General features: G+C 68.7%; 17 protein-coding genes. 7 read left to right on the top strand and 10 right to left on the bottom strand.

Features of this window, described 5'->3' with window-relative positions:
• The first annotated feature begins 65 nt into the window (after window positions 1-65).
• Entirely contained in the window at window positions 66-1211 is a 1146-nt protein-coding gene (locus ABZV58_RS21820; RefSeq protein ID WP_355001974.1) for a cystathionine gamma-synthase, read from the top strand.
• 143 nt (window positions 1212-1354) lie between these two features.
• Here ABZV58_RS21820 and greA read toward each other — a convergent pair whose 3' ends face one another.
• Both greA and ABZV58_RS21810 read right to left on the bottom strand, forming a co-directional pair.
• Window positions 1355-1852, bottom strand: coding sequence for a transcription elongation factor GreA (gene greA / locus ABZV58_RS21815; RefSeq protein WP_355001973.1), 498 nt, complete (start codon window positions 1850-1852; stop codon window positions 1355-1357).
• 323 nt (window positions 1853-2175) lie between these two features.
• Window positions 2176-2640: a DUF4307 domain-containing protein gene (locus ABZV58_RS21810; RefSeq protein WP_355001972.1), complete on the bottom strand. Its 465-nt coding sequence runs from the start codon at window positions 2638-2640 to the stop codon at window positions 2176-2178.
• A gap of 117 nt (window positions 2641-2757) precedes the next feature.
• On the opposite strand from ABZV58_RS21810, the gene mca reads away from it, so the two are divergent.
• From mca to ABZV58_RS21795, 3 genes are all read left to right on the top strand, one after another.
• Entirely contained in the window at window positions 2758-3624 is an 867-nt protein-coding gene (gene mca / locus ABZV58_RS21805; protein WP_355002221.1) for a mycothiol conjugate amidase Mca, read from the top strand.
• Window positions 3624-3899 (top strand): hypothetical protein, encoded by a 276-nt coding sequence (locus ABZV58_RS21800; protein WP_355001971.1) that lies wholly within the window; start codon window positions 3624-3626, stop codon window positions 3897-3899. Before mca ends, ABZV58_RS21800 begins: the two co-directional genes overlap by 1 nt.
• A 356-nt stretch (window positions 3900-4255) precedes the next feature.
• Window positions 4256-4819, top strand: a complete 564-nt coding sequence (locus ABZV58_RS21795) for a TIGR03086 family metal-binding protein (protein ID WP_355001970.1) — start codon at window positions 4256-4258, stop codon at window positions 4817-4819.
• Window positions 4820-4838: 19 nt separating this feature from the next.
• On the opposite strand, the gene ABZV58_RS21790 is transcribed toward ABZV58_RS21795, so the two are convergent.
• The 4 genes from ABZV58_RS21790 to ABZV58_RS21775 form a co-directional block, all read right to left on the bottom strand.
• Window positions 4839-5402 carry a GyrI-like domain-containing protein gene (locus tag ABZV58_RS21790; RefSeq protein ID WP_355001969.1) on the bottom strand — a complete coding sequence of 188 codons (564 nt, stop codon included), beginning with the start codon at window positions 5400-5402 and terminating at the stop codon, window positions 4839-4841.
• A 79-nt stretch (window positions 5403-5481) separates the two neighbouring features.
• Window positions 5482-6012 (bottom strand): GtrA family protein, encoded by a 531-nt coding sequence (locus tag ABZV58_RS21785; RefSeq protein WP_355001968.1) that lies wholly within the window; start codon window positions 6010-6012, stop codon window positions 5482-5484.
• Window positions 6013-6151: 139 nt separating this feature from the next.
• Window positions 6152-6346, bottom strand: coding sequence for a ferredoxin (locus ABZV58_RS21780; RefSeq protein ID WP_355001967.1), 195 nt, complete (start codon window positions 6344-6346; stop codon window positions 6152-6154).
• A gap of 30 nt (window positions 6347-6376) precedes the next feature.
• Window positions 6377-7597, bottom strand: coding sequence for a cytochrome P450 (locus ABZV58_RS21775; RefSeq protein ID WP_355001966.1), 1221 nt, complete (start codon window positions 7595-7597; stop codon window positions 6377-6379).
• Between the two features lie 83 nt (window positions 7598-7680).
• Between ABZV58_RS21775 and ABZV58_RS21770 the strand changes: the two genes are divergently transcribed.
• The gene (locus ABZV58_RS21770; RefSeq protein WP_355001965.1) at window positions 7681-10971 is read left to right on the top strand and encodes a BTAD domain-containing putative transcriptional regulator; all 3291 of its coding nucleotides are present in this window, start codon (window positions 7681-7683) and stop codon (window positions 10969-10971) included.
• On the opposite strand, the gene ABZV58_RS21765 is transcribed toward ABZV58_RS21770, so the two are convergent.
• Together ABZV58_RS21765 and ABZV58_RS21760 are read right to left on the bottom strand one after the other, a co-directional pair.
• Window positions 10955-11704, bottom strand: coding sequence for an ABC transporter permease (locus tag ABZV58_RS21765; RefSeq protein WP_355001964.1), 750 nt, complete (start codon window positions 11702-11704; stop codon window positions 10955-10957). The genes ABZV58_RS21770 and ABZV58_RS21765 overlap by 17 nt on opposite strands.
• Window positions 11701-12642, bottom strand: a complete 942-nt coding sequence (locus ABZV58_RS21760) for an ATP-binding cassette domain-containing protein (protein WP_355001963.1) — start codon at window positions 12640-12642, stop codon at window positions 11701-11703. The genes ABZV58_RS21765 and ABZV58_RS21760 overlap by 4 nt, the downstream gene beginning before the upstream one ends.
• 310 nt (window positions 12643-12952) lie before the next feature.
• Between ABZV58_RS21760 and ABZV58_RS21755 the strand changes: the two genes are divergently transcribed.
• Window positions 12953-13459 carry a hypothetical protein gene (locus ABZV58_RS21755; RefSeq protein WP_355001962.1) on the top strand — a complete coding sequence of 169 codons (507 nt, stop codon included), beginning with the start codon at window positions 12953-12955 and terminating at the stop codon, window positions 13457-13459.
• A gap of 73 nt (window positions 13460-13532) precedes the next feature.
• Here ABZV58_RS21755 and ABZV58_RS21750 read toward each other — a convergent pair whose 3' ends face one another.
• Window positions 13533-13934: a type II toxin-antitoxin system VapC family toxin gene (locus tag ABZV58_RS21750; RefSeq protein ID WP_355001961.1), complete on the bottom strand. Its 402-nt coding sequence runs from the start codon at window positions 13932-13934 to the stop codon at window positions 13533-13535.
• Window positions 13934-14233 (bottom strand): prevent-host-death family protein, encoded by a 300-nt coding sequence (locus ABZV58_RS21745; protein ID WP_355001960.1) that lies wholly within the window; start codon window positions 14231-14233, stop codon window positions 13934-13936. The genes ABZV58_RS21750 and ABZV58_RS21745 overlap by 1 nt, the downstream gene beginning before the upstream one ends.
• 186 nt (window positions 14234-14419) lie before the next feature.
• Between ABZV58_RS21745 and ABZV58_RS21740 the strand changes: the two genes are divergently transcribed.
• Window positions 14420-16474: a thioredoxin domain-containing protein gene (locus ABZV58_RS21740; protein ID WP_355001959.1), complete on the top strand. Its 2055-nt coding sequence runs from the start codon at window positions 14420-14422 to the stop codon at window positions 16472-16474.
• Window positions 16475-16531 lie beyond the last annotated feature (57 nt).

Below are 16531 nucleotides of genomic sequence, written 5' to 3'. Positions count from 1 at the left end.
ATGAGACCCGCGTCACGGCGCGCCCCGGGCGGATAGCCCGGGAGTGGCTTCTCTACGCTGTCCCCATGAGTGAGCTGGGATTCTCCACACGCGCCGTGCACGCCGGATTCGATCCCGATCCCCAGACCGGCGCGGTCAACGTGCCCATCTACGCGAGCTCGACCTTCGCCCAGGACGGTGTGGGCGGGCTGCGCGGCGGCTACGAGTACGCCCGCACCGGCAACCCGACCCGGACGGCGCTGGAAGCGAACCTCGCCGCGCTCGAATCGGGCCGCTACGGAAGGGCTTTCGCGTCCGGCATGGCCGCGACCGACTGCGCGCTGCGCGCGACGCTGCGGCCCGGCGATCACATCGTCATCCCGGACGACGCCTACGGCGGCACCTTCCGGCTGATCGACAAAGTGTTCAGCCAGTGGGGCATCGAGCACTCGCCCGCGCACGTGTTCAACACCGACGAGATGCGCGCGGCGATCCGCCCGAACACCAAGCTCATCTGGGTCGAGACCCCGACCAACCCGCTGCTCAGCATCGGCGACATCCCCGCGCTCGCCGACATCGCGCACGCCGCGGGCGCGAAGCTGGTGGTGGACAACACCTTCGCCACCCCGTACCTGCAGCAGCCGCTGCTGCTGGGCGCCGACATCGTGGTGCACTCGACCACCAAGTACCTCGGCGGCCACTCCGACGTGGTCGGCGGCGCGCTGATCACCAACGACAAGGAACTCGACGCGGCCTTCGCCTTCCTGCAGAACGGCGCGGGCGCGGTGCCCGGCCCGTTCGACGCGTACCTCACGATGCGCGGCGCCAAGACGCTCGCGGTGCGCATGGAGCGCCACTGCGACAACGCGGAAACCCTCGCCGAGTTCCTCGCCAAGCATCCGGCCATCTCCCAGGTCATCTACCCCGGCCTGCCCGAGCACCCCGGACACGTGGTGGCCGACAAGCAGATGCGCCGGTTCGGCGGCATGATCTCGGTGCGCCTGCACGGCGGCAAGGAAGCCGCGCTGGACTTCTGCTCGCGCACCAAGATCTTCACCCTGGCCGAGTCGCTCGGCGGCATCGAATCGCTGATCGAGCACCCCGGCGCCATGACGCACGCGTCCACCGAGGGCTCGCTGCTGGAGGTGCCCGCCGATCTGGTGCGGCTCTCGGTCGGCATCGAGGACATCAGCGACCTGCTGGCCGACGTCGAGCAGGCGCTCGCGAAGTAAGAACAGAGACAGGGATGGATACGACGAAGCGGCCGCATTCGGGATCGAGTGCGGCCGCTCGCGTATCTGTCGGGTTTTCTCGTGGCGGACCCGGTCGGCGACCGGGCCGGTGTCTGCGCGCCGACGGCGGGCGCGCGGCGCGATCAGCTGTGGTACGGCTCGGCGCTGACCAGCGTCACCTTCATGGTGTTGCCGTTCGGCAGCGTGTACTCGCGGGTCTCGCCGACCTTCGCGTCGATGAGCGCGCCGCCGAGCGGGGAGTTCGGCGAGTAGGTCTCCAGGTTGGAATTGCCGCGCAGGCCCTCTTCGCGGGTCGCGATGAGGAAGGTCTCGGTGTCGGACTCGTCGCCGTCGTAGTAGACCTTCACGACCGAGCCCGGCAGCGCGACGCCGGACTTGGTCGGCGCGACGCCGACCTTGGCGGTGTTCAGCAACTCCTGGAGCTGGCGAATGCGGGCTTCCTGCTGGCCCTGCTCTTCGCGCGCGGCGTGGTACCCGCCGTTCTCCTTGAGGTCGCCCTCTTCCCGACGTTCGTTGATCTCCGCGGCGATGACCGGACGGTTGGCGATGAGCGCGTCGAGTTCGCCCTTGAGCCTGTCGTGCGACTCCTGGGTCAGCCAGGTCACGTTCGTCTCGGTCATCTCGATCACTCCCTAGTAGTTGTTCCCGGCGGGCCGGGATTCCCTGATGCACTGCTGCATTACCCACCTTGGGGCGGGCATGCACCAGCCGACGGCTAGAGCGATCCCCGGGGGTTGGTTCCTCGGACCCCAACAGGACGTTCCGGGCAAACCCGAAAACCCGGAACGTGCAGCGCTGGCCGCCAATGCAGCAAACACGGCTCCGGGGTGCGGAACCGTGTATCACGCCATTTTAGCATGAATCACAAACATGCAGGTCGGAGTTTGTTTTGTCGGCGTCGCGCCGCCGATTCGCTTCCGAATGGTCCGATCTGGGCGGGCGATCAGCCCGCGCGGAGGTATTCCGGAACGTGGTCGCTGCACCCGTAGACGTTGCCCGCGGCGGGTCGCGCGGAGGAGCGAACCGTGGTGGTGAGTTCGACGGTTCCGCTCGGCGACGCAGCGATCAGCACCTCGCGGCGGCCCACCTCGGCGCCGTCGCGGTCCATCGCGCGGACGAAGCAGACGACCGGTTCGCCGGGCTCGTCGCGGGTGACCTTCAGCCGGATCGTCATGGTCGAGTCGTCGACGATCGTGTAGCCGAGCTGCTCGGCGTCGATGTCCTTCGGCCCGAACTTCTGGAATCCGAGGAAGGCGACGCCCATGCCCGCGGCGATCACGACGACGCCCAATGCCAGCGCCAGTGTGCGGCGCGGCGTCCGCGGTTTCGTCCCGTAGCGGTCGGCGTGTCGCGCCGCCTGGTCGGCGGCCGAGTCGCCGCTGCTCGCGGGCGTCGGATCGCTCGTCACTGGTCGCTCCCGGGGGGTACGTCGGAACAAAAGACGGTCGAATGGAACTATAGGGAACGAAGACCCGACACCCGCGACCGAGAGCGACGGTGAACAGACGTGAGTGGCCTTCGCCTCATGGCGGTGCACGCCCACCCAGACGACGAATCCAGCAAGGGTGCCGCGACGACCGCCCGATACGCCGACGAGGGCCACGAGGTCCTCATCGTGACGTTGACCGGCGGCGAACGCGGCAGCATCCTCAACCCCGCGATGGACACACCCGGGGTGCTGGAGCGCATCGATGAGATCCGTCGCGAGGAGATGGCGGCCGCGGCCCGCGCGCTCGGCGTGCGCCAGACCTGGCTCGGTTTCGTCGACTCCGGCCTGCCGGAGGGCGACCCGCTGCCGCCGCTGCCCGAGGGCTGCTTCGCGCTGGTTCCGCTGGAGGAGGCGACCGAGGCGCTGGTCCGGGTGGTCCGCGAGTTCCGGCCGCACGTGATCACCACCTACGACGAGACCGGCGGCTATCCGCACCCCGACCACATCCGCTGCCACCAGGTGTCGGTCGCCGCGTTCGAGGCGGCGGGCGATCCGGAGCGCTTCCCCGACGCGGGCGAGCCGTGGACGCCGCTCAAGCTCTACTACGACCACGGGTTCAGCATGAAGCGGCTGGAGCTGTTCGCCGCCGAGTACGAGCAGATGGGTGAGCCCTTCCCGTTGCAGGAGTGGCTGGACCGCATCCGCGCCTACGCGGTGGAGCGCGGCGACGTGATGTCCAGGGTCACCACCCAGATCGAGTGCGGCAAGTACTTCCCGCAGCGGGACGACGCGCTGCGCGCGCACGCCACCCAGATCGATCCGAACGGCGCGTTCTTCGCGATCCCGCTGGAGATGCAGCAGCGGCTGTGGCCGACCGAGGAGTTCGAGCTGGCCAAGACCCGCGTGCGCACCGCCATCCCGGAGAACGACCTGTTCGCGGGCATCGAGGACGCGACCCGGTGATGTTGGTCCTACTCGCGCAAACCCCGAACACTCCGACGGGTCCCGAATTCGGCAAGGCCTCGCCGCTGGGTCTGGCCATCATCCTGCTGCTGCTCGCTGGCACCTTCCTGCTGGTGCGCTCGATGAACCGGCACCTGAAGAATCTGCCGCCGACCTTCGAACCCGAGCATCCGGAACCGGATCAGGAGGCCGACGAGGGGACCGACCACGGCGCCGTGCAGCGCGCCGACGGGCCCGACGACGCGGGTGCGGAGGGGCGCCCGCAAACCGGTTGAGCGCCGTTGCCGCGGTAGCGTTGTCGCGCTCACCGGCCGGGGATTTCGAGTTCCCCGTGGCACGTTGTCGAGTGGGCTGACACTCGGCGCGAGTGCCGAGTTGGTCACAGCTCGTGCCGGAACCGGTTCCAGAACCGCTCTTTCGAGCGGTCACCGCAGCGATCGCCAATTCTCTTGACGCACAACGCTTTCACCAGCGCAGGTGAATGCTTTCGTCGCCGTGGATTCCCGATTTTCCGCCGGGCACAAGCGTTTTCGCCGTGACGCGGGGCAGGTGTGGTCCCCGCTGCGTCGGCCGACACGTGTCAGCCGGTCGTGCTATCAATGCTCCAACTCCGCTCGACCGAAGGATGCCCATGGACACTCTGATCGGCCACATCGACCGCGCGCTCGACATGACCGGCGCCATCGTCGCCGCAGTCGACGACGACCTGCTCGCCGCGCCGACGCCGTGCAGCGACTGGGATGTGCGGGCGGTGCTGAACCACACGGTGGGTGGGATGCATACGTACGCGGCCGCGCTGAGTGGGAACGATCCGCGCAGCGCGCGCGGCGACGACTGGCTGGGCGGCGATCCGCAGGGCGCCTACGCGGCCGCCGCGGAGGTGGACCGCGCCGCGTGGCGCAGGCCCGACGTGCCGACCGCGACGGTGCATCTCGGTCTCGGCCCGACGCCGGGACCGGCCGCCGCGATGATCCACCTCACCGAGATCGTGGTGCACGGCGTGGACATCGCCTTGGCGATCGACCGCCCCGATCTGGCCGACGACGCGCTGTGCGCCGAGATGCTGGAGACGATGCGGAGCATGGGTGGCATCGACGTCTACCGCACGCCGGGGATCTACGAGGCCGAGGTGCCGATTCCGGCCGACGCGCCGCCGCACCGCAAGCTACTGGCCTACACCGGTCGCAAGTGGTGAATCCGGCCTGATCGGCTGATCAAGCCGAGCGCCGCACCGGGTGCCGCAGGATCGTCCTGGTGCGGTCGCCCGCGCTCTTGCGCGGGTCGGTCAGATAGATCTCGTGATGGCGGCCGGTCACCGCCAGCCCCTCGGCCGCCATGAAGGCTTCCATCCGTGCCAGAGTCTCCGGTTCCGTCGCGTATGGCCCGACGTGCAGCGCTTGGACCGCCTCGCCCTCGACTAGCCGCTCGAAACGCACGGGCCCCTCGCCGATCATCGCCGCGGTGACCCCTTCCGGCATGCGGATCATCATCGTCCAGTGCCACTCCTCGCGCGGCACCGACAGCGGCGGCTCGTCGGATTCGACCCACCACAGGCCCTCGAGCTTGGGCACCACGAAATCTCGTCCGTCCGCCTTGGCGAGCTTCTTGGCCCGGTAGGCGGACCGATAGAGCAGCGCGACGGCCTCGGTGTACTCGGGGCCGGTGGGTGCGCCCTTGCCGGTGATGGCGGCGTAGTCGTAGCCGTCGAAAGTGCGCAAGACCGGGTCGGTCGGCGCGGTGTAGTACTGCTTGTCGCTCTTGGCCAGATCGAGTTTCACGGTGTCTCCTTCTGTAGGGCTTCGATCGAGCCTCGGATTTCCAGCTACGGGAGAGTCAAGCGGTACGCGCCCATGCGTTTCAGAAGACGAAGCCGCGCAGCGCCAGGAACCGCATACCGCCGACCGCCGCCATGATGGCGATCACGGCGCCCGCCTGCGCGAACTCGCCTAGGCCGGGCGCCGAGAACTCGAGCCCGGCCAGCGCCGCCGTGGAGATCAGCAGGCCGATCAGCGCCAGCCCACCGCCTTCCCACTGCGCGGTGAACCAGCCGACCCGTCCGGCCGCGTGGAAGGTGAGCTGCCGGTGCAGTTCGTTCGCGATCACCGTGCTGACGATCGAGCCCGCGATATTGGCGACCAGCGGGCCGAACCCGCTCATGGCCATGAACAGCAGGACGTAGGCGATATTGCTGGAACCGCCGACCAAGGCGAAGCGGATCAGCTGGGCGAAGACGTGCTCCCCGCGCAAGAACCGCGTCCCGCGGGCGAGCCATTCCGTACCGAGCACCGGGTAGCGGCCGGTGCCGATCCGCAGATCCATACCCGCGTGGATCATCTTGTCCCCGTACACGTTTCGCAGCCCGGAAGCCGCAACTGCTGTGCTGTTCACAGGAATACTGTCGCCAGCGCGGCTGATACCGACCTGACACCCGACTGACACGGCCGCTGACACGGGATTCGGCCTGGAAGACGTCGCCCGGCGCCGTGACAGCGGCACGTCGTGGCCACGCCCGACGCCGGGTCGGCGGTCAGGCCTCGTCGATTTCGAGCGCCCCGGACGGGCAGGCGTCCAAGGCCTCCCGCAGTGCCGAGTGGCCGTGCCGCGGGTTCGAATCGAGCAACCGCACCCTGCCGTCGGTGTCGTCTTGATCGAAGACCGCGGGCGCGAGGAGAGCGCACATGCCCGCGCCGATACAGCGCTCCCGATCCACTGAGATTCGCAACTCTCGTCCTCTCCTTTCGTGACCGACGGGCTACGAGGCCGTCCAGGTGACCGGCAGCTCGTGGACGCCGTAGATGTTCATGTCGGTCCGCAGCCGCACCTCGTCGGCGGGGATGGCGAGCTCGAGCGTCGGGAAGCGACGCAACAATCCCGCGAAACCGGCGCGCATCTCGATGCGGGCGAGTTGCTGGCCGAGACAGGTGTGGATGCCGTGACCGAAAGCGAGGCGACCGCGGGCCTCGCGACGGATGTCCAGGGTGTCGGGGTCGTCGAAGCGCTCGGGGTCGCGGTTGGCGGCGAGCAGCGAGACGACGACGGTCGATCCCTTGGCGATCGTTTCGCCGCCGATCTCGATGTCGTCGGTGGCGTAGCGGTAGAAGATGTCGGCGACGGACAGGTAGCGCAGGAGTTCCTCGACGGCAGCGGGCAGCAGGTCCGGGTTCGCGCGCAGCTCGGCCAGCTGCTCGGGGTGTTCGAGGAGCGCGAAGGTGCCGAGTCCCAGCATGTTCGCGGTGGTCTCGTGACCCGCGAGCAGCAGCAGGAAGGCGATGCCGGTCAGCTCCTCGACGCTGAGCTCGTCGTGGCGCGCCAGGTCGGACAGTATGTCGTCGCCGGGTTCGGCGCGCTTGCGGACGACCAGTTCGACGAGGTAGGTGGTCATCGCGCCGTACGCGGCCATCTTCTCCTCGAGCGCCTGATCCTTGACCAAGAACTTGGCGGAGTTGACCTGGAAGGTCGCCCGGTCCGCGTAGGGGACGCCGAGCATTTCGCAGATCACCAGGGACGGCACCGGCAGCGCGAATTCCTTGACCAGGTCGACCGGAGGCGCCATCCGCGCCATCGCGTCCAGTTGCCGCTCGGCGACGTCGATGATGTGCTCTTCGAGCTGCTTCATGCGTTTGACGGTGAAGGCGCCGGTGAGCATGCGCCGCAGCCGGGTGTGGTCCGGCGGGTCCATGGCGATGAACAAGCCGGGAATCTGCGGGGACGGTTCCGTGGGGACGGGCATGCCTGGTGTCTCGTACGGCACGTGCAGGACGCCGATGTCCTGGCGCGAGCTGAAGCGGGTGTCGGCCATGACCTGGCGGACCGCGTCGTATCCGGTGACGAGCCAACCCTCGTGGCCGTCGGGGAACATCAAGGGGCTGACCGGGCGAGCGTCGCGCAGCCGGGTGATCTCGCTGGGCGGGGCGAAGGGGCCCGCATCGCGTTCCATGGGGAGGCCGTGCGGGATGGGAACCGTTCCACTCATCGGATTGCCTTTCGTATCGGTTGTAGCGACCACGGTCGCCGACCGACCTGTCATGCGACTGACACGGCTCTGACACCGGAGACGTGGTCGACAGGCCCCCGACCGCTGTCCGAGCGACGCGTGAATCGTGCGGTGACGAGGCGAAATTCGACGGCGTACCGGCCTTCCGCGCCAGATCGGCGGCCGGACGTCCGTTGATGGACCATGGCAAGATCAGCCGGGTGCAGATCGGGATTCTTGGACCATTCGAGGTGCGCACGGACGACGGTGTTCTCGCCGACGTGCCGGGCGCGCGGTTGCGCGGGCTGTTGATCGCGCTCGCGCTCGAACCGGGTCACGCGGTCCCGAAAGCCACGCTCGTCGACTGGATCTGGGGTGAGAACCCACCCGCTGACGCGGCGAATGCCCTGCAACGCTTGGTTTCCCGGCTGCGGAAGGCGCTGCCGGACGGGGCGATCGAGGGCCAGCCGGACGGCTACCGGCTACGGGTGGAACCCGATGCCGTCGACGCGGTGCGGTTCGAACGCCTCCTCGCCAAGGCCCGCAACGACGAGGATCCAGTGCGGCGGTTGCGCGAGGCCCTCGCACTGTGGCGCGGCGCGGCCATGCAGGACATCGGTTTGCGGGAGAGCGCGGCGTTCGACGCGGCGGTCACCCGTCTCGAGGGGCTGCGCCTGACCGCCATGGAGGATCGGTTCGATGCGGAGATCGGCCTCGGCCACGGCGCGGAGCTGGTCACGGAGCTGACCGACTTGGTGGCCGCGCATCCGGTGCGCGAACGGCTCGTCGCCGCGTTGATGCGCGCCCTCGTCGCGAGCGGTCGTGACACCGAGGCGCTGCTCGTGTTCGAGCGCACCAGAGAGACCCTGGCCGACGAGCTCGGTGTCGACCCCGCACCGGAGCTGTCGGCATTGCACGTGGCACTGCTGCGTGGCGAGTTGGGACGGCGGGAGGACAACCGCAAGACCAACTTGCGCGCCGAGCTGACCAGTTTCGTCGGCAAGAACGCCGATGTCGCCGCGGTCCGCGAACTCAACGCCGAACATCGGCTCACCACGCTGATCGGACCCGGCGGCTCGGGAAAGACCAGGCTGGCCACCGAAACCGCACGCACGTTGCTCGGTGATCTGCCGGACGGTGTCTGGCTCGTCGAGCTCGCGGCCATCGGCGCCGATGGTGACACGGGCGGCGGCAACAACGTCGCGCAAGCGACCCTCGCCGCGCTCAAAATGCGCTATGCGCTGCTCGGCGAGGCGCCGGACGCCGAGCCGACCGACCGGGTCGTCGCGGCGATCCGTGAGCGGTCGATGTTGCTGATTCTGGACAACTGCGAGCACGTGATCGAGTCGGCGGCGGCGTTCGCCCATCGAGTGCTCGGGGAGTGCAGGCAGCTCCGGATTCTGGCGACGAGCAGGGAACCGCTCGGCATCACCGGTGAAGCGCTATGGCCGGTCGTGCCATTGGCCCTGCCCGCGGAGGACGCCGACCCCGGCGAGATCGAGTCCGCGCCGGCCATCCGGCTGCTGGTGGACCGAGCGGGTGCGGTGAACAAGGACCTCGCGACCGACGCGGGCACCTTGTCGACCGCGGCGCGCGTCTGCCGGGCGCTGGACGGGATGCCGCTGGCCATCGAACTCGCCGCGGCCAGGTTGCGCACCATGTCCCTCGATCAGCTCGCCCATCGGCTCGACGACCGGTTCCGCCTGCTGACCGGCGGAAGCCGCACCGCGCTGCCGCGGCACAAGACGCTGCGCGCCGTGGTCGACTGGAGCTGGGAGCTGCTCAGCGACGCCGAGCGAGCCGTGCTGCGCAGGCTCGCCGTGTTCTCGGGCGGCGCGAGTTTGGAAGCAGCCGAGCGGGTTTGCGCTGGCGATGCGGTCGACACGGGTGACGTGCTCGAATTGCTGACCGCGCTGACCGAGAAATCGCTTGTGCTCACCGTGGACGACCGGGCGCCGCGCTACCGGATGCTCGGCACGATCAAGGAGTACGCCGAGCAACGTCTCGCGGAGGCGGGGGAGTCGGATCGGGCACGGCGTGCGCATCTCGCGTATTGCACCGAACTCGCCGAGATCGCGGATCCCCATCTGCGCCGCGCCGAGCAACTGACATGGCTGGCCACGCTCGAGGCCGAGCACGACAACATCGCCGCCGCGATGCGCGGAGCGCTGGCCGCCGGTGACGCGGACGGGGCAATGCGGCTCGCCGCCGCCGCGGGCTGGTACTGGTGGCTCGCCGGGCACAAGGCCGAGGCCAACGAACTGATCATGGCGGCGGCGGCGATGCCCGGCGAGGTGGCGGACGAGACAAGGGCCATGGTGTACGCGTTCGTCGTACAGTTCGTCACCTCCGGGCCGCAGAGCGACCAGTATCAGGCGGAGGAGTGGATCCGCAAAGGCTACGAACTGAGCAGGAAGATTCGGACCCATCACCCGGTGCTGAGGGTGCTCACCCCGCTGGAACGCCTGTTGCACGGGCCGGACGCTTTCTTGCCCGCGTGGGAAGCGCTGCTGGACGACGAGGACCCTTGGGTGCGCGCCCTCGGCAGGCTGCAACTCGGCAAGACGCGCATCCAGCTGGGGCAGGGCGGCCGGGAGGCGGACACATGTCTCGAGAACGCGCTCGACGAGTTTCGCGCGCTCGGCGAACGGTGGGGGATTTCGTTCGCCCAGACCGAGCTGGCGAATCGAATCGCCGTGCGCGGCGAGTTCGCCGCCGCGTGCGAGCACTACGAACAGGCGATCGCGATCGTCGCCGAGATCGGCGCCGTCGAGGACGTCGTGCCGATGCGGTCGCGGCAAGCCCAGTTGTACTGGCTCTCCGGCGATGTGGAGTCGAGCGCGGCGGCGATGGCGGAGGCGCAGCGGTTCGCGGAACGCGTCTCCTGGCCGATCGTGCTCGCCGAGCTGGCGCTGTCGAAGGCGGAACTCGCGCGCTGGAGCGGCGACGCCGAACAGCTACACCGGCAACTCGACGTCGCGACCGCGATACTGGGCGATGACGCCGAGCGGGCGAACATCTGCGCGCTGAAACACGATCTGCTCGGTTACCTTGCCGAGGATTTCGACGAGACCCGTGCGCATCGCGTCGCGGCTTTCCACGCGGCATCCGAGGTGGGGTACCCACTCCTGATCGCCCAGGTACTCGTCGGGATCGCGGATCTGGCGCTGCGTTCCGAACAATACGGACAAGCCGCACGGCTGCTCGCGGCGAGCGCCGACCTGCGCGGCCTGCCGGATCGTTCCCACCCGGACGTGGCCCGGATCGAGCAGGCAGCGCGAAACCGCCTCGGCGACAAGGGGTTCGCCGAGGCGGTGCGGGAGGGTACGGAGACGAGCTGGAGCGAGCTGGTCGCGGTCACGCTCGCTTCGTGAATGTGGAACGCGCCCACAGGTATCCGACGACAGCGATACCGACGCACCAGGCGACCGCGGTGAGCGCGTCGCCGGTGTCCGGCGCGCCGACGAGCAGCCCGCGCATGGTTTCGATGATCGGCGTGAACGGCTGATACTCCGCGAACTGCCGCAGACCCGGGCCCATCTTCTCCGCGGGCACGATCGCGCTGCTGAAGAACGGCAGCATGACCAGCGGCACGGACGCCATACCCGCCGTCTCCGGAGACTTCGCCGCCAAACCCAGGGCGATCGTGAGCCAGCCCGCCGCGAAACCGAGCAGCACGACCATGCCGACGACGCCGAGCCAATCGAGGACATTCGCCGACGGATCGAATCCCAGCAGGAACGCCACGCCGAGGAGGGCGGCGATGGCGACCAGGTTGGTCAACACGGTGGCGACGACGTGGCCGGTCAGCACCGCGCCACGGGAGACGTCCATGACCTTGAACCGGTTGATGATGCCCGTCGTCATGTCGGAGTTCACCGCGGTCGCGGTGGCTCCCAGCCCGTAGCAGACGGCCAGCAGGATCAGTCCCGGCGTCGCGTAGTCGATGTAGTCGACGCCGACGTCGAACGCGTCGCCGAACATGTACACGAACATCAACATGATGATGATCGGCATCAGGACCGCGTTGAACACCGAAGTCGGGTTTCGGGCGATGTGTTTGAAGTTGCGGCGCAACATGACCATCGAGTGGGACTGGGTGCTCATTTCGCGAAAACCTCCGTGGTGTGGCCGGTCAGGGTGAGGAAGACGTCGTCGAGGTCGGGGGTGTGCACGGAGAACTCCTCGGCGCTGAGCGAGTACTCGTCGAGCCGGTCCAGCAGGGCGCGGAGCGACCTCGTCCCGCCATCGCTGGGAACCCGCAGGGTCAGCGCCTCGTCGTCGCGCGTGGTGTCGGGGAAGAGACGCGCGGCCGCGTCGAGCTGGGCGACCTCGGTGAACCGGAGCCGGACGTGGGTTCCCGGGATCTGGCGCTTGAGTTCGTCGGGAGTGCCCTCGGCGACCAAGCGGCCGTTGTCGAGCACCGCGATGCGGTCGGCGAGCTGGTCCGCCTCCTCGAGGTACTGCGTGGTGAGGAAGATGGTCACGCCGTCGGCCACCAGGTCACGGATGATCGACCACATGGTGCGGCGGCTGCGCGGGTCCAGTCCCGTCGTCGGCTCGTCCAGGAAGATGATCCGCGGGCTGCCGACGAGCGTCATCGCCAGGTCGAGCTTTCGGCGCATACCGCCGGAGTAGGTCGACGCGGGCTTCTGCGCCGCCTCGCTCAGCTCGAAGCGTTCCAGCAGCTCGGTGACGATCCGCTTGCCCTCTTTGGCCGGGGTTCCGGTGAGGTCCACCATCAGTTGCAGGTTCTCCCGCCCCGTCAGCAGCTCGTCCACCGCCGCGAACTGACCGGTGACCCCGATCGCCGCGCGCACGGCCTTCGCCTCGGTCGCGATGTCGTGGCCCGCGATCCGTACCGAGCCGCCGTCCGCCGCGATCAGCGTGCTCAGCACGTTCACCGTCGTCGTCTTACCCGCCCCGTTCGGGCCGAGCAGGGAAAAGATCGTGCCCGCACGGACATCCAGATCGATGCCGTCGAGCACGACCTTGTCCCCGTAAGCCTTTCGCAGTCCGGAGACCGCAATCGCTGAATTCGTCATGCGACAACCATCGGCGCCCGACCTGACACCCACCTGTCACGCCGCTGTCACGACCACTGACACGACGATTACTCGTTTCGCCCGGGCTGCGGTGGTGTCGCGAGCATCGACGGGGCTCGTGTCGAACGGTTCCGCGTCCAGGTCAGCTCATGGGCGTACGCGGGCCTGACATTTCGCCGCTTCGTGTCGTCGTTCTGGTGAGGCGGTCGAAACCCGGTGTTCCGGTGACTGCCGAATCGCACGCAACCGGGACGTCACGCCGCCCCACCAACGAGGCAGGTCGGGAGTCCCTGCCAGTGAGGAGAAGAACATGTCGTACGAGAGGTCCGCCATCAGCAGGATGGTCAGCGCAATGGCCGGCGCCCTGCTGGTCGGTGGTGGGCTGATCGCCTGCGGCGCGGACACCACCGAGACGGCCGCGCCGCAGAAGCGGGTCGAGATCATCGAGGCAGCCGCTCTGACCGATCAGCTCGCGGGCGCGGACCTCGACAAGCCCGGCGCGAGTCTCGGTGATCTGACTGTCTACTCGGGCGGTATCCACCAAGATGGTCGCCAGATCGGGCACGGTGGTGGAGCATGCCAGAACGTCCATATCGAGGGTGCCGAGATCACCATGCAATGCGTGCTGACCGCTCAGCTCGAACGGGGATCGCTGACCATGCAGGCGGTGTGGGTTCAGGGTACGAGCCCGCTCGATCTGGCGATTACCGGTGGTACCGGCGCATACCGCAACGCGACCGGCATCGCTCGGTTCTGGGAAATCGGGACACCGAACGAGCGGATGCGTGCCGAGATCACGCTTCCCGCGGAGGAGTGACCGGCCGACGAGGGTGACTCTCGCCTTCGGAGTCGAGTGCACCACAGGATGATTCAGGGCTCGACAGGGCGTTTCAGGATTCTCGGTGTGGTGCGGCCCAGACCAATCCAGCGGCTTCCGCCGCCTCACCGAGACGTTTGTCGTAGGCGACGAGCGCGGTCAGGTCTGCGGCCAACTCGAGGGCCGTGGCCAGGTGGATCGCGTCCAGACTGCGCACGGTTGCCGGTGATACCGCGGCGGCGTTCGCCCGGACGATTCCATCGATCTCCACCATGTCGACTCGCGCCAGCACTGTGGGAACGTGCACGAGATCTGCGGGTTCGGCGGCCCGCACGGCACGGACCAGTTCGACTTCTACGAGCGCCGACGCGACCCAGGGGAGGTCCGAGTGTTCTTGAAGCCAGCGCACGAGTGCAGCGGTCTCGGCTTCCGGGTGGACCAGTTTGACCAGCGCGCTGGTGTCGAGATACAGCATCAATACCGCTCGTCGTCGCGCAGTTCCTGCAACGCCGCACCGGCGCGGCCCGCGGTGTCCACGGGTGCTCGATCGATCCGACGGCGAAGGTCGGCGAGCAAGTCGGCGCGACCCCTCGACGCGGGCCGCATCCGGCCTTCGGCCGTCAGACGAGCCCGCACATCGCGGGTCGGGTCCACCGGAACGATTCGGCCGATGACAGTGCCACGCTCGGTGATATCGACTGTCTCTCCCGCCTTGACCAGTGCCAATGTCCGTGCGGTGTGATGTGACAGTTCACGGATCGGAATGGCGGTCATGCCATGAGTGTGCCACAAAAATGTGTCACAAGTGCGGGGATTGATCGTTTCGGGTAGACCCGCGACACGCTGTCGAAGGAGCCGTTTCAGGTCGTCAGTCGAGCACCGGATCTTCGGCGGGAGAGCAGGAGCGGGCCGGGCTGGAGGAGCGGCGCGAGTGGCTGGAATTGTGAGACCGTGGAAGATATGAACCGGCTCGGGAAAGCGACCTCACCGTATCTGCGCCAACACGCGGACAACCCGGTGCACTGGTGGGAGTGGGATGCCGAGGCGCTCGCGGAGGCTCGCAGGCGCGATGTGCCGATCCTGCTCTCCATCGGCTACGCCTCCTGTCACTGGTGCCACGTGATGGCGCACGAGTCGTTCGAGGACGAGGCGACCGCGGCGCTGATGAACGACCACTTCGTCTGCGTGAAGGTGGACCGCGAGGAACGCCCGGATCTCGACGCGATCTACATGAACGCCACCGTCGCCATGACGGGACAGGGCGGCTGGCCGATGACCAGCTTCCTGACCCCGGATGGCGAGCCGTTCTACTGCGGCACCTACTTCCCGAAGCATCCGCGCGGCGGGATGCCCTCGTTCGGCCAGCTGCTCACCGCCGTCAGCGACACCTGGCGCAATCGGCGCGAGGAGGTCGACAAGGCATCGGCCCAGGTCGTCGAGGCCCTGCGCGCGCAGGCCGCCGGTCTGCCCGACGCCGACCTGAACGTTTCACCCGAACTGCTCGATCACGCGGTGGCGGCGGTGCTGCGCGACGAGGACGCTGAGCACGGCGGCTTCGGCAGGGCGCCGAAGTTCCCGCCGTCCGCCCTGATGGAGGGGCTGCTGCGCAGTTGGGAGCGCACCGGCGACGCGACTGTGCGCGACGTCGTGCACCGCGCGGCCGACGCTATGGCGCGCGGCGGCATCTACGACCAGCTGCGCGGCGGCTTCGCCCGCTACTCGGTCGACAATCGTTGGCTGATACCGCATTTCGAGAAGATGCTGTACGACAACGCGCAATTGCTGCGCGCCTACGCGCATCTGGCACGCCGCACACCGCACGCGCAGGATTCGCTCGCGCTGCGCGTCACCTGCGAGACCGCGCACTTCATCCTCGATGATCTCGGCACTCAGCACGGCGGGTTCGCCTCCGCGCTGGACGCCGACACCCATCTGGAGCCGGGCGGCCCCGGTGTCGAGGGCGCGACCTACGTGTGGACGCCCGCCGAACTGATCGGCGCGCTCGGTCCTATCGAGGGGGCTTGGGCCGCAGACTTTTTCGGCGTGACGACGGCGGGGAACTTCGAGCAGGGCACCTCGGTGCTCACCCGCTACCGCGATCCGCGGGACGCGGCCGAACAAGAGCGGTTCGATCGGGCGAGGGAGGCGCTGCGCGACGAGCGCGACAAGCGCCCGCAGCCCGCCCGCGACGACAAGGTGGTCACCGCGTGGAACGGCATGGCGATCACGGCGCTCACCGAGGCGGGTTCGGCGCTGGGGCGGCCCGATTGGGTGGCCGCGGCGGATCGCTGCGCGCGGTTCCTGCTCGCCGAGCACGTGATCGACGGACGGGTGCGCCGCGCGTCGCTGGGCGGTGCGGTCGGCGCTTCGGCAGGCGTACTGGAGGATTACGCGTGGCTGGTCACCGGCCTGCTCGCGCTGTATCAGGCGACCGGCGACCCGGAACGGCTGGAGCAGGCGCAGCGGCTGCTGGACACCGCCGTCGAACGCTTCGCCGATCCCGAGGCGTCCGGCAGCTGGTTCGACACCGCCGACGACGCCGAAACCCTGGTCGCCCGTCCGCGCGACCCGATCGACGGCGCGACTCCCGCGGGCGCGTCCTCGCTGGCCGAGGCGCTGCTCACCGCTGCGGCGGTCAGCGACGTCGAGCGCGCGGTGCGCTACCGGGAACTCGCCGAAGCGACGTTGCTGCGCGGCGCGGTCGTGCTCGCCCGCGCCCCGCGCTCGGCGGGTCAGTGGCTCACGGTCGCGGAGGCGGCCGTGCGCGGCCCGCTACAGATCGCGGTCGCCTCTTCGGCCGAGAACGCCGACACCGCAACGGAATTGCTCGCCGTGGCGCGGGAGCTCGCGCCGGGTGGATCGGTGATCCTCGCGGGAGCGCCGGATTCCGCGCCGCTGCTCGTCGACCGTCCGCTGGTGTCGGGTGCCGCCGCGGCGTACGTGTGCCGCGGGTCGGTGTGCGATCTGCCGGTGACGACGGAGAAGGATCTGCGGGAGTCGTTGGGCGGCAGCTGAAGTCGCGTCCGCGCCGCGGTAGTGCTCGCACAGGCATCGAGCCCCTCGGTCCGGGTG

The organism is Nocardia sp. NPDC004654 (assembly GCF_040609595.1).
Classification (GTDB): domain Bacteria; phylum Actinomycetota; class Actinomycetes; order Mycobacteriales; family Mycobacteriaceae; genus Nocardia.
This window is presented reverse-complemented; position numbering and strand designations above follow the sequence as displayed.

What these genes read in the sequence shown, in the direction of transcription:
- greA (WP_355001973.1), bottom strand. Translation starts at nt 1,852, where the DNA reads ATGACCGAGACGAACGTGACCTGGCTGACCCAGGAGTCGCACGACAGG.
- ABZV58_RS21760 (WP_355001963.1), bottom strand. Translation starts at nt 12,642, where the DNA reads ATGACGAATTCAGCGATTGCGGTCTCCGGACTGCGAAAGGCTTACGGG.
- ABZV58_RS21795 (WP_355001970.1), top strand. Translation starts at nt 4,256, where the DNA reads ATGGACACTCTGATCGGCCACATCGACCGCGCGCTCGACATGACCGGC.
- ABZV58_RS21800 (WP_355001971.1), top strand. Translation starts at nt 3,624, where the DNA reads ATGTTGGTCCTACTCGCGCAAACCCCGAACACTCCGACGGGTCCCGAA.
- ABZV58_RS21775 (WP_355001966.1), bottom strand. Translation starts at nt 7,597, where the DNA reads ATGAGTGGAACGGTTCCCATCCCGCACGGCCTCCCCATGGAACGCGAT.
- ABZV58_RS21740 (WP_355001959.1), top strand. Translation starts at nt 14,420, where the DNA reads ATGAACCGGCTCGGGAAAGCGACCTCACCGTATCTGCGCCAACACGCG.
- mca (WP_355002221.1), top strand. Translation starts at nt 2,758, where the DNA reads ATGGCGGTGCACGCCCACCCAGACGACGAATCCAGCAAGGGTGCCGCG.
- ABZV58_RS21755 (WP_355001962.1), top strand. Translation starts at nt 12,953, where the DNA reads ATGTCGTACGAGAGGTCCGCCATCAGCAGGATGGTCAGCGCAATGGCC.
- ABZV58_RS21820 (WP_355001974.1), top strand. Translation starts at nt 66, where the DNA reads ATGAGTGAGCTGGGATTCTCCACACGCGCCGTGCACGCCGGATTCGAT.
- ABZV58_RS21750 (WP_355001961.1), bottom strand. Translation starts at nt 13,934, where the DNA reads ATGCTGTATCTCGACACCAGCGCGCTGGTCAAACTGGTCCACCCGGAA.
- ABZV58_RS21745 (WP_355001960.1), bottom strand. Translation starts at nt 14,233, where the DNA reads ATGACCGCCATTCCGATCCGTGAACTGTCACATCACACCGCACGGACA.
- ABZV58_RS21765 (WP_355001964.1), bottom strand. Translation starts at nt 11,704, where the DNA reads ATGAGCACCCAGTCCCACTCGATGGTCATGTTGCGCCGCAACTTCAAA.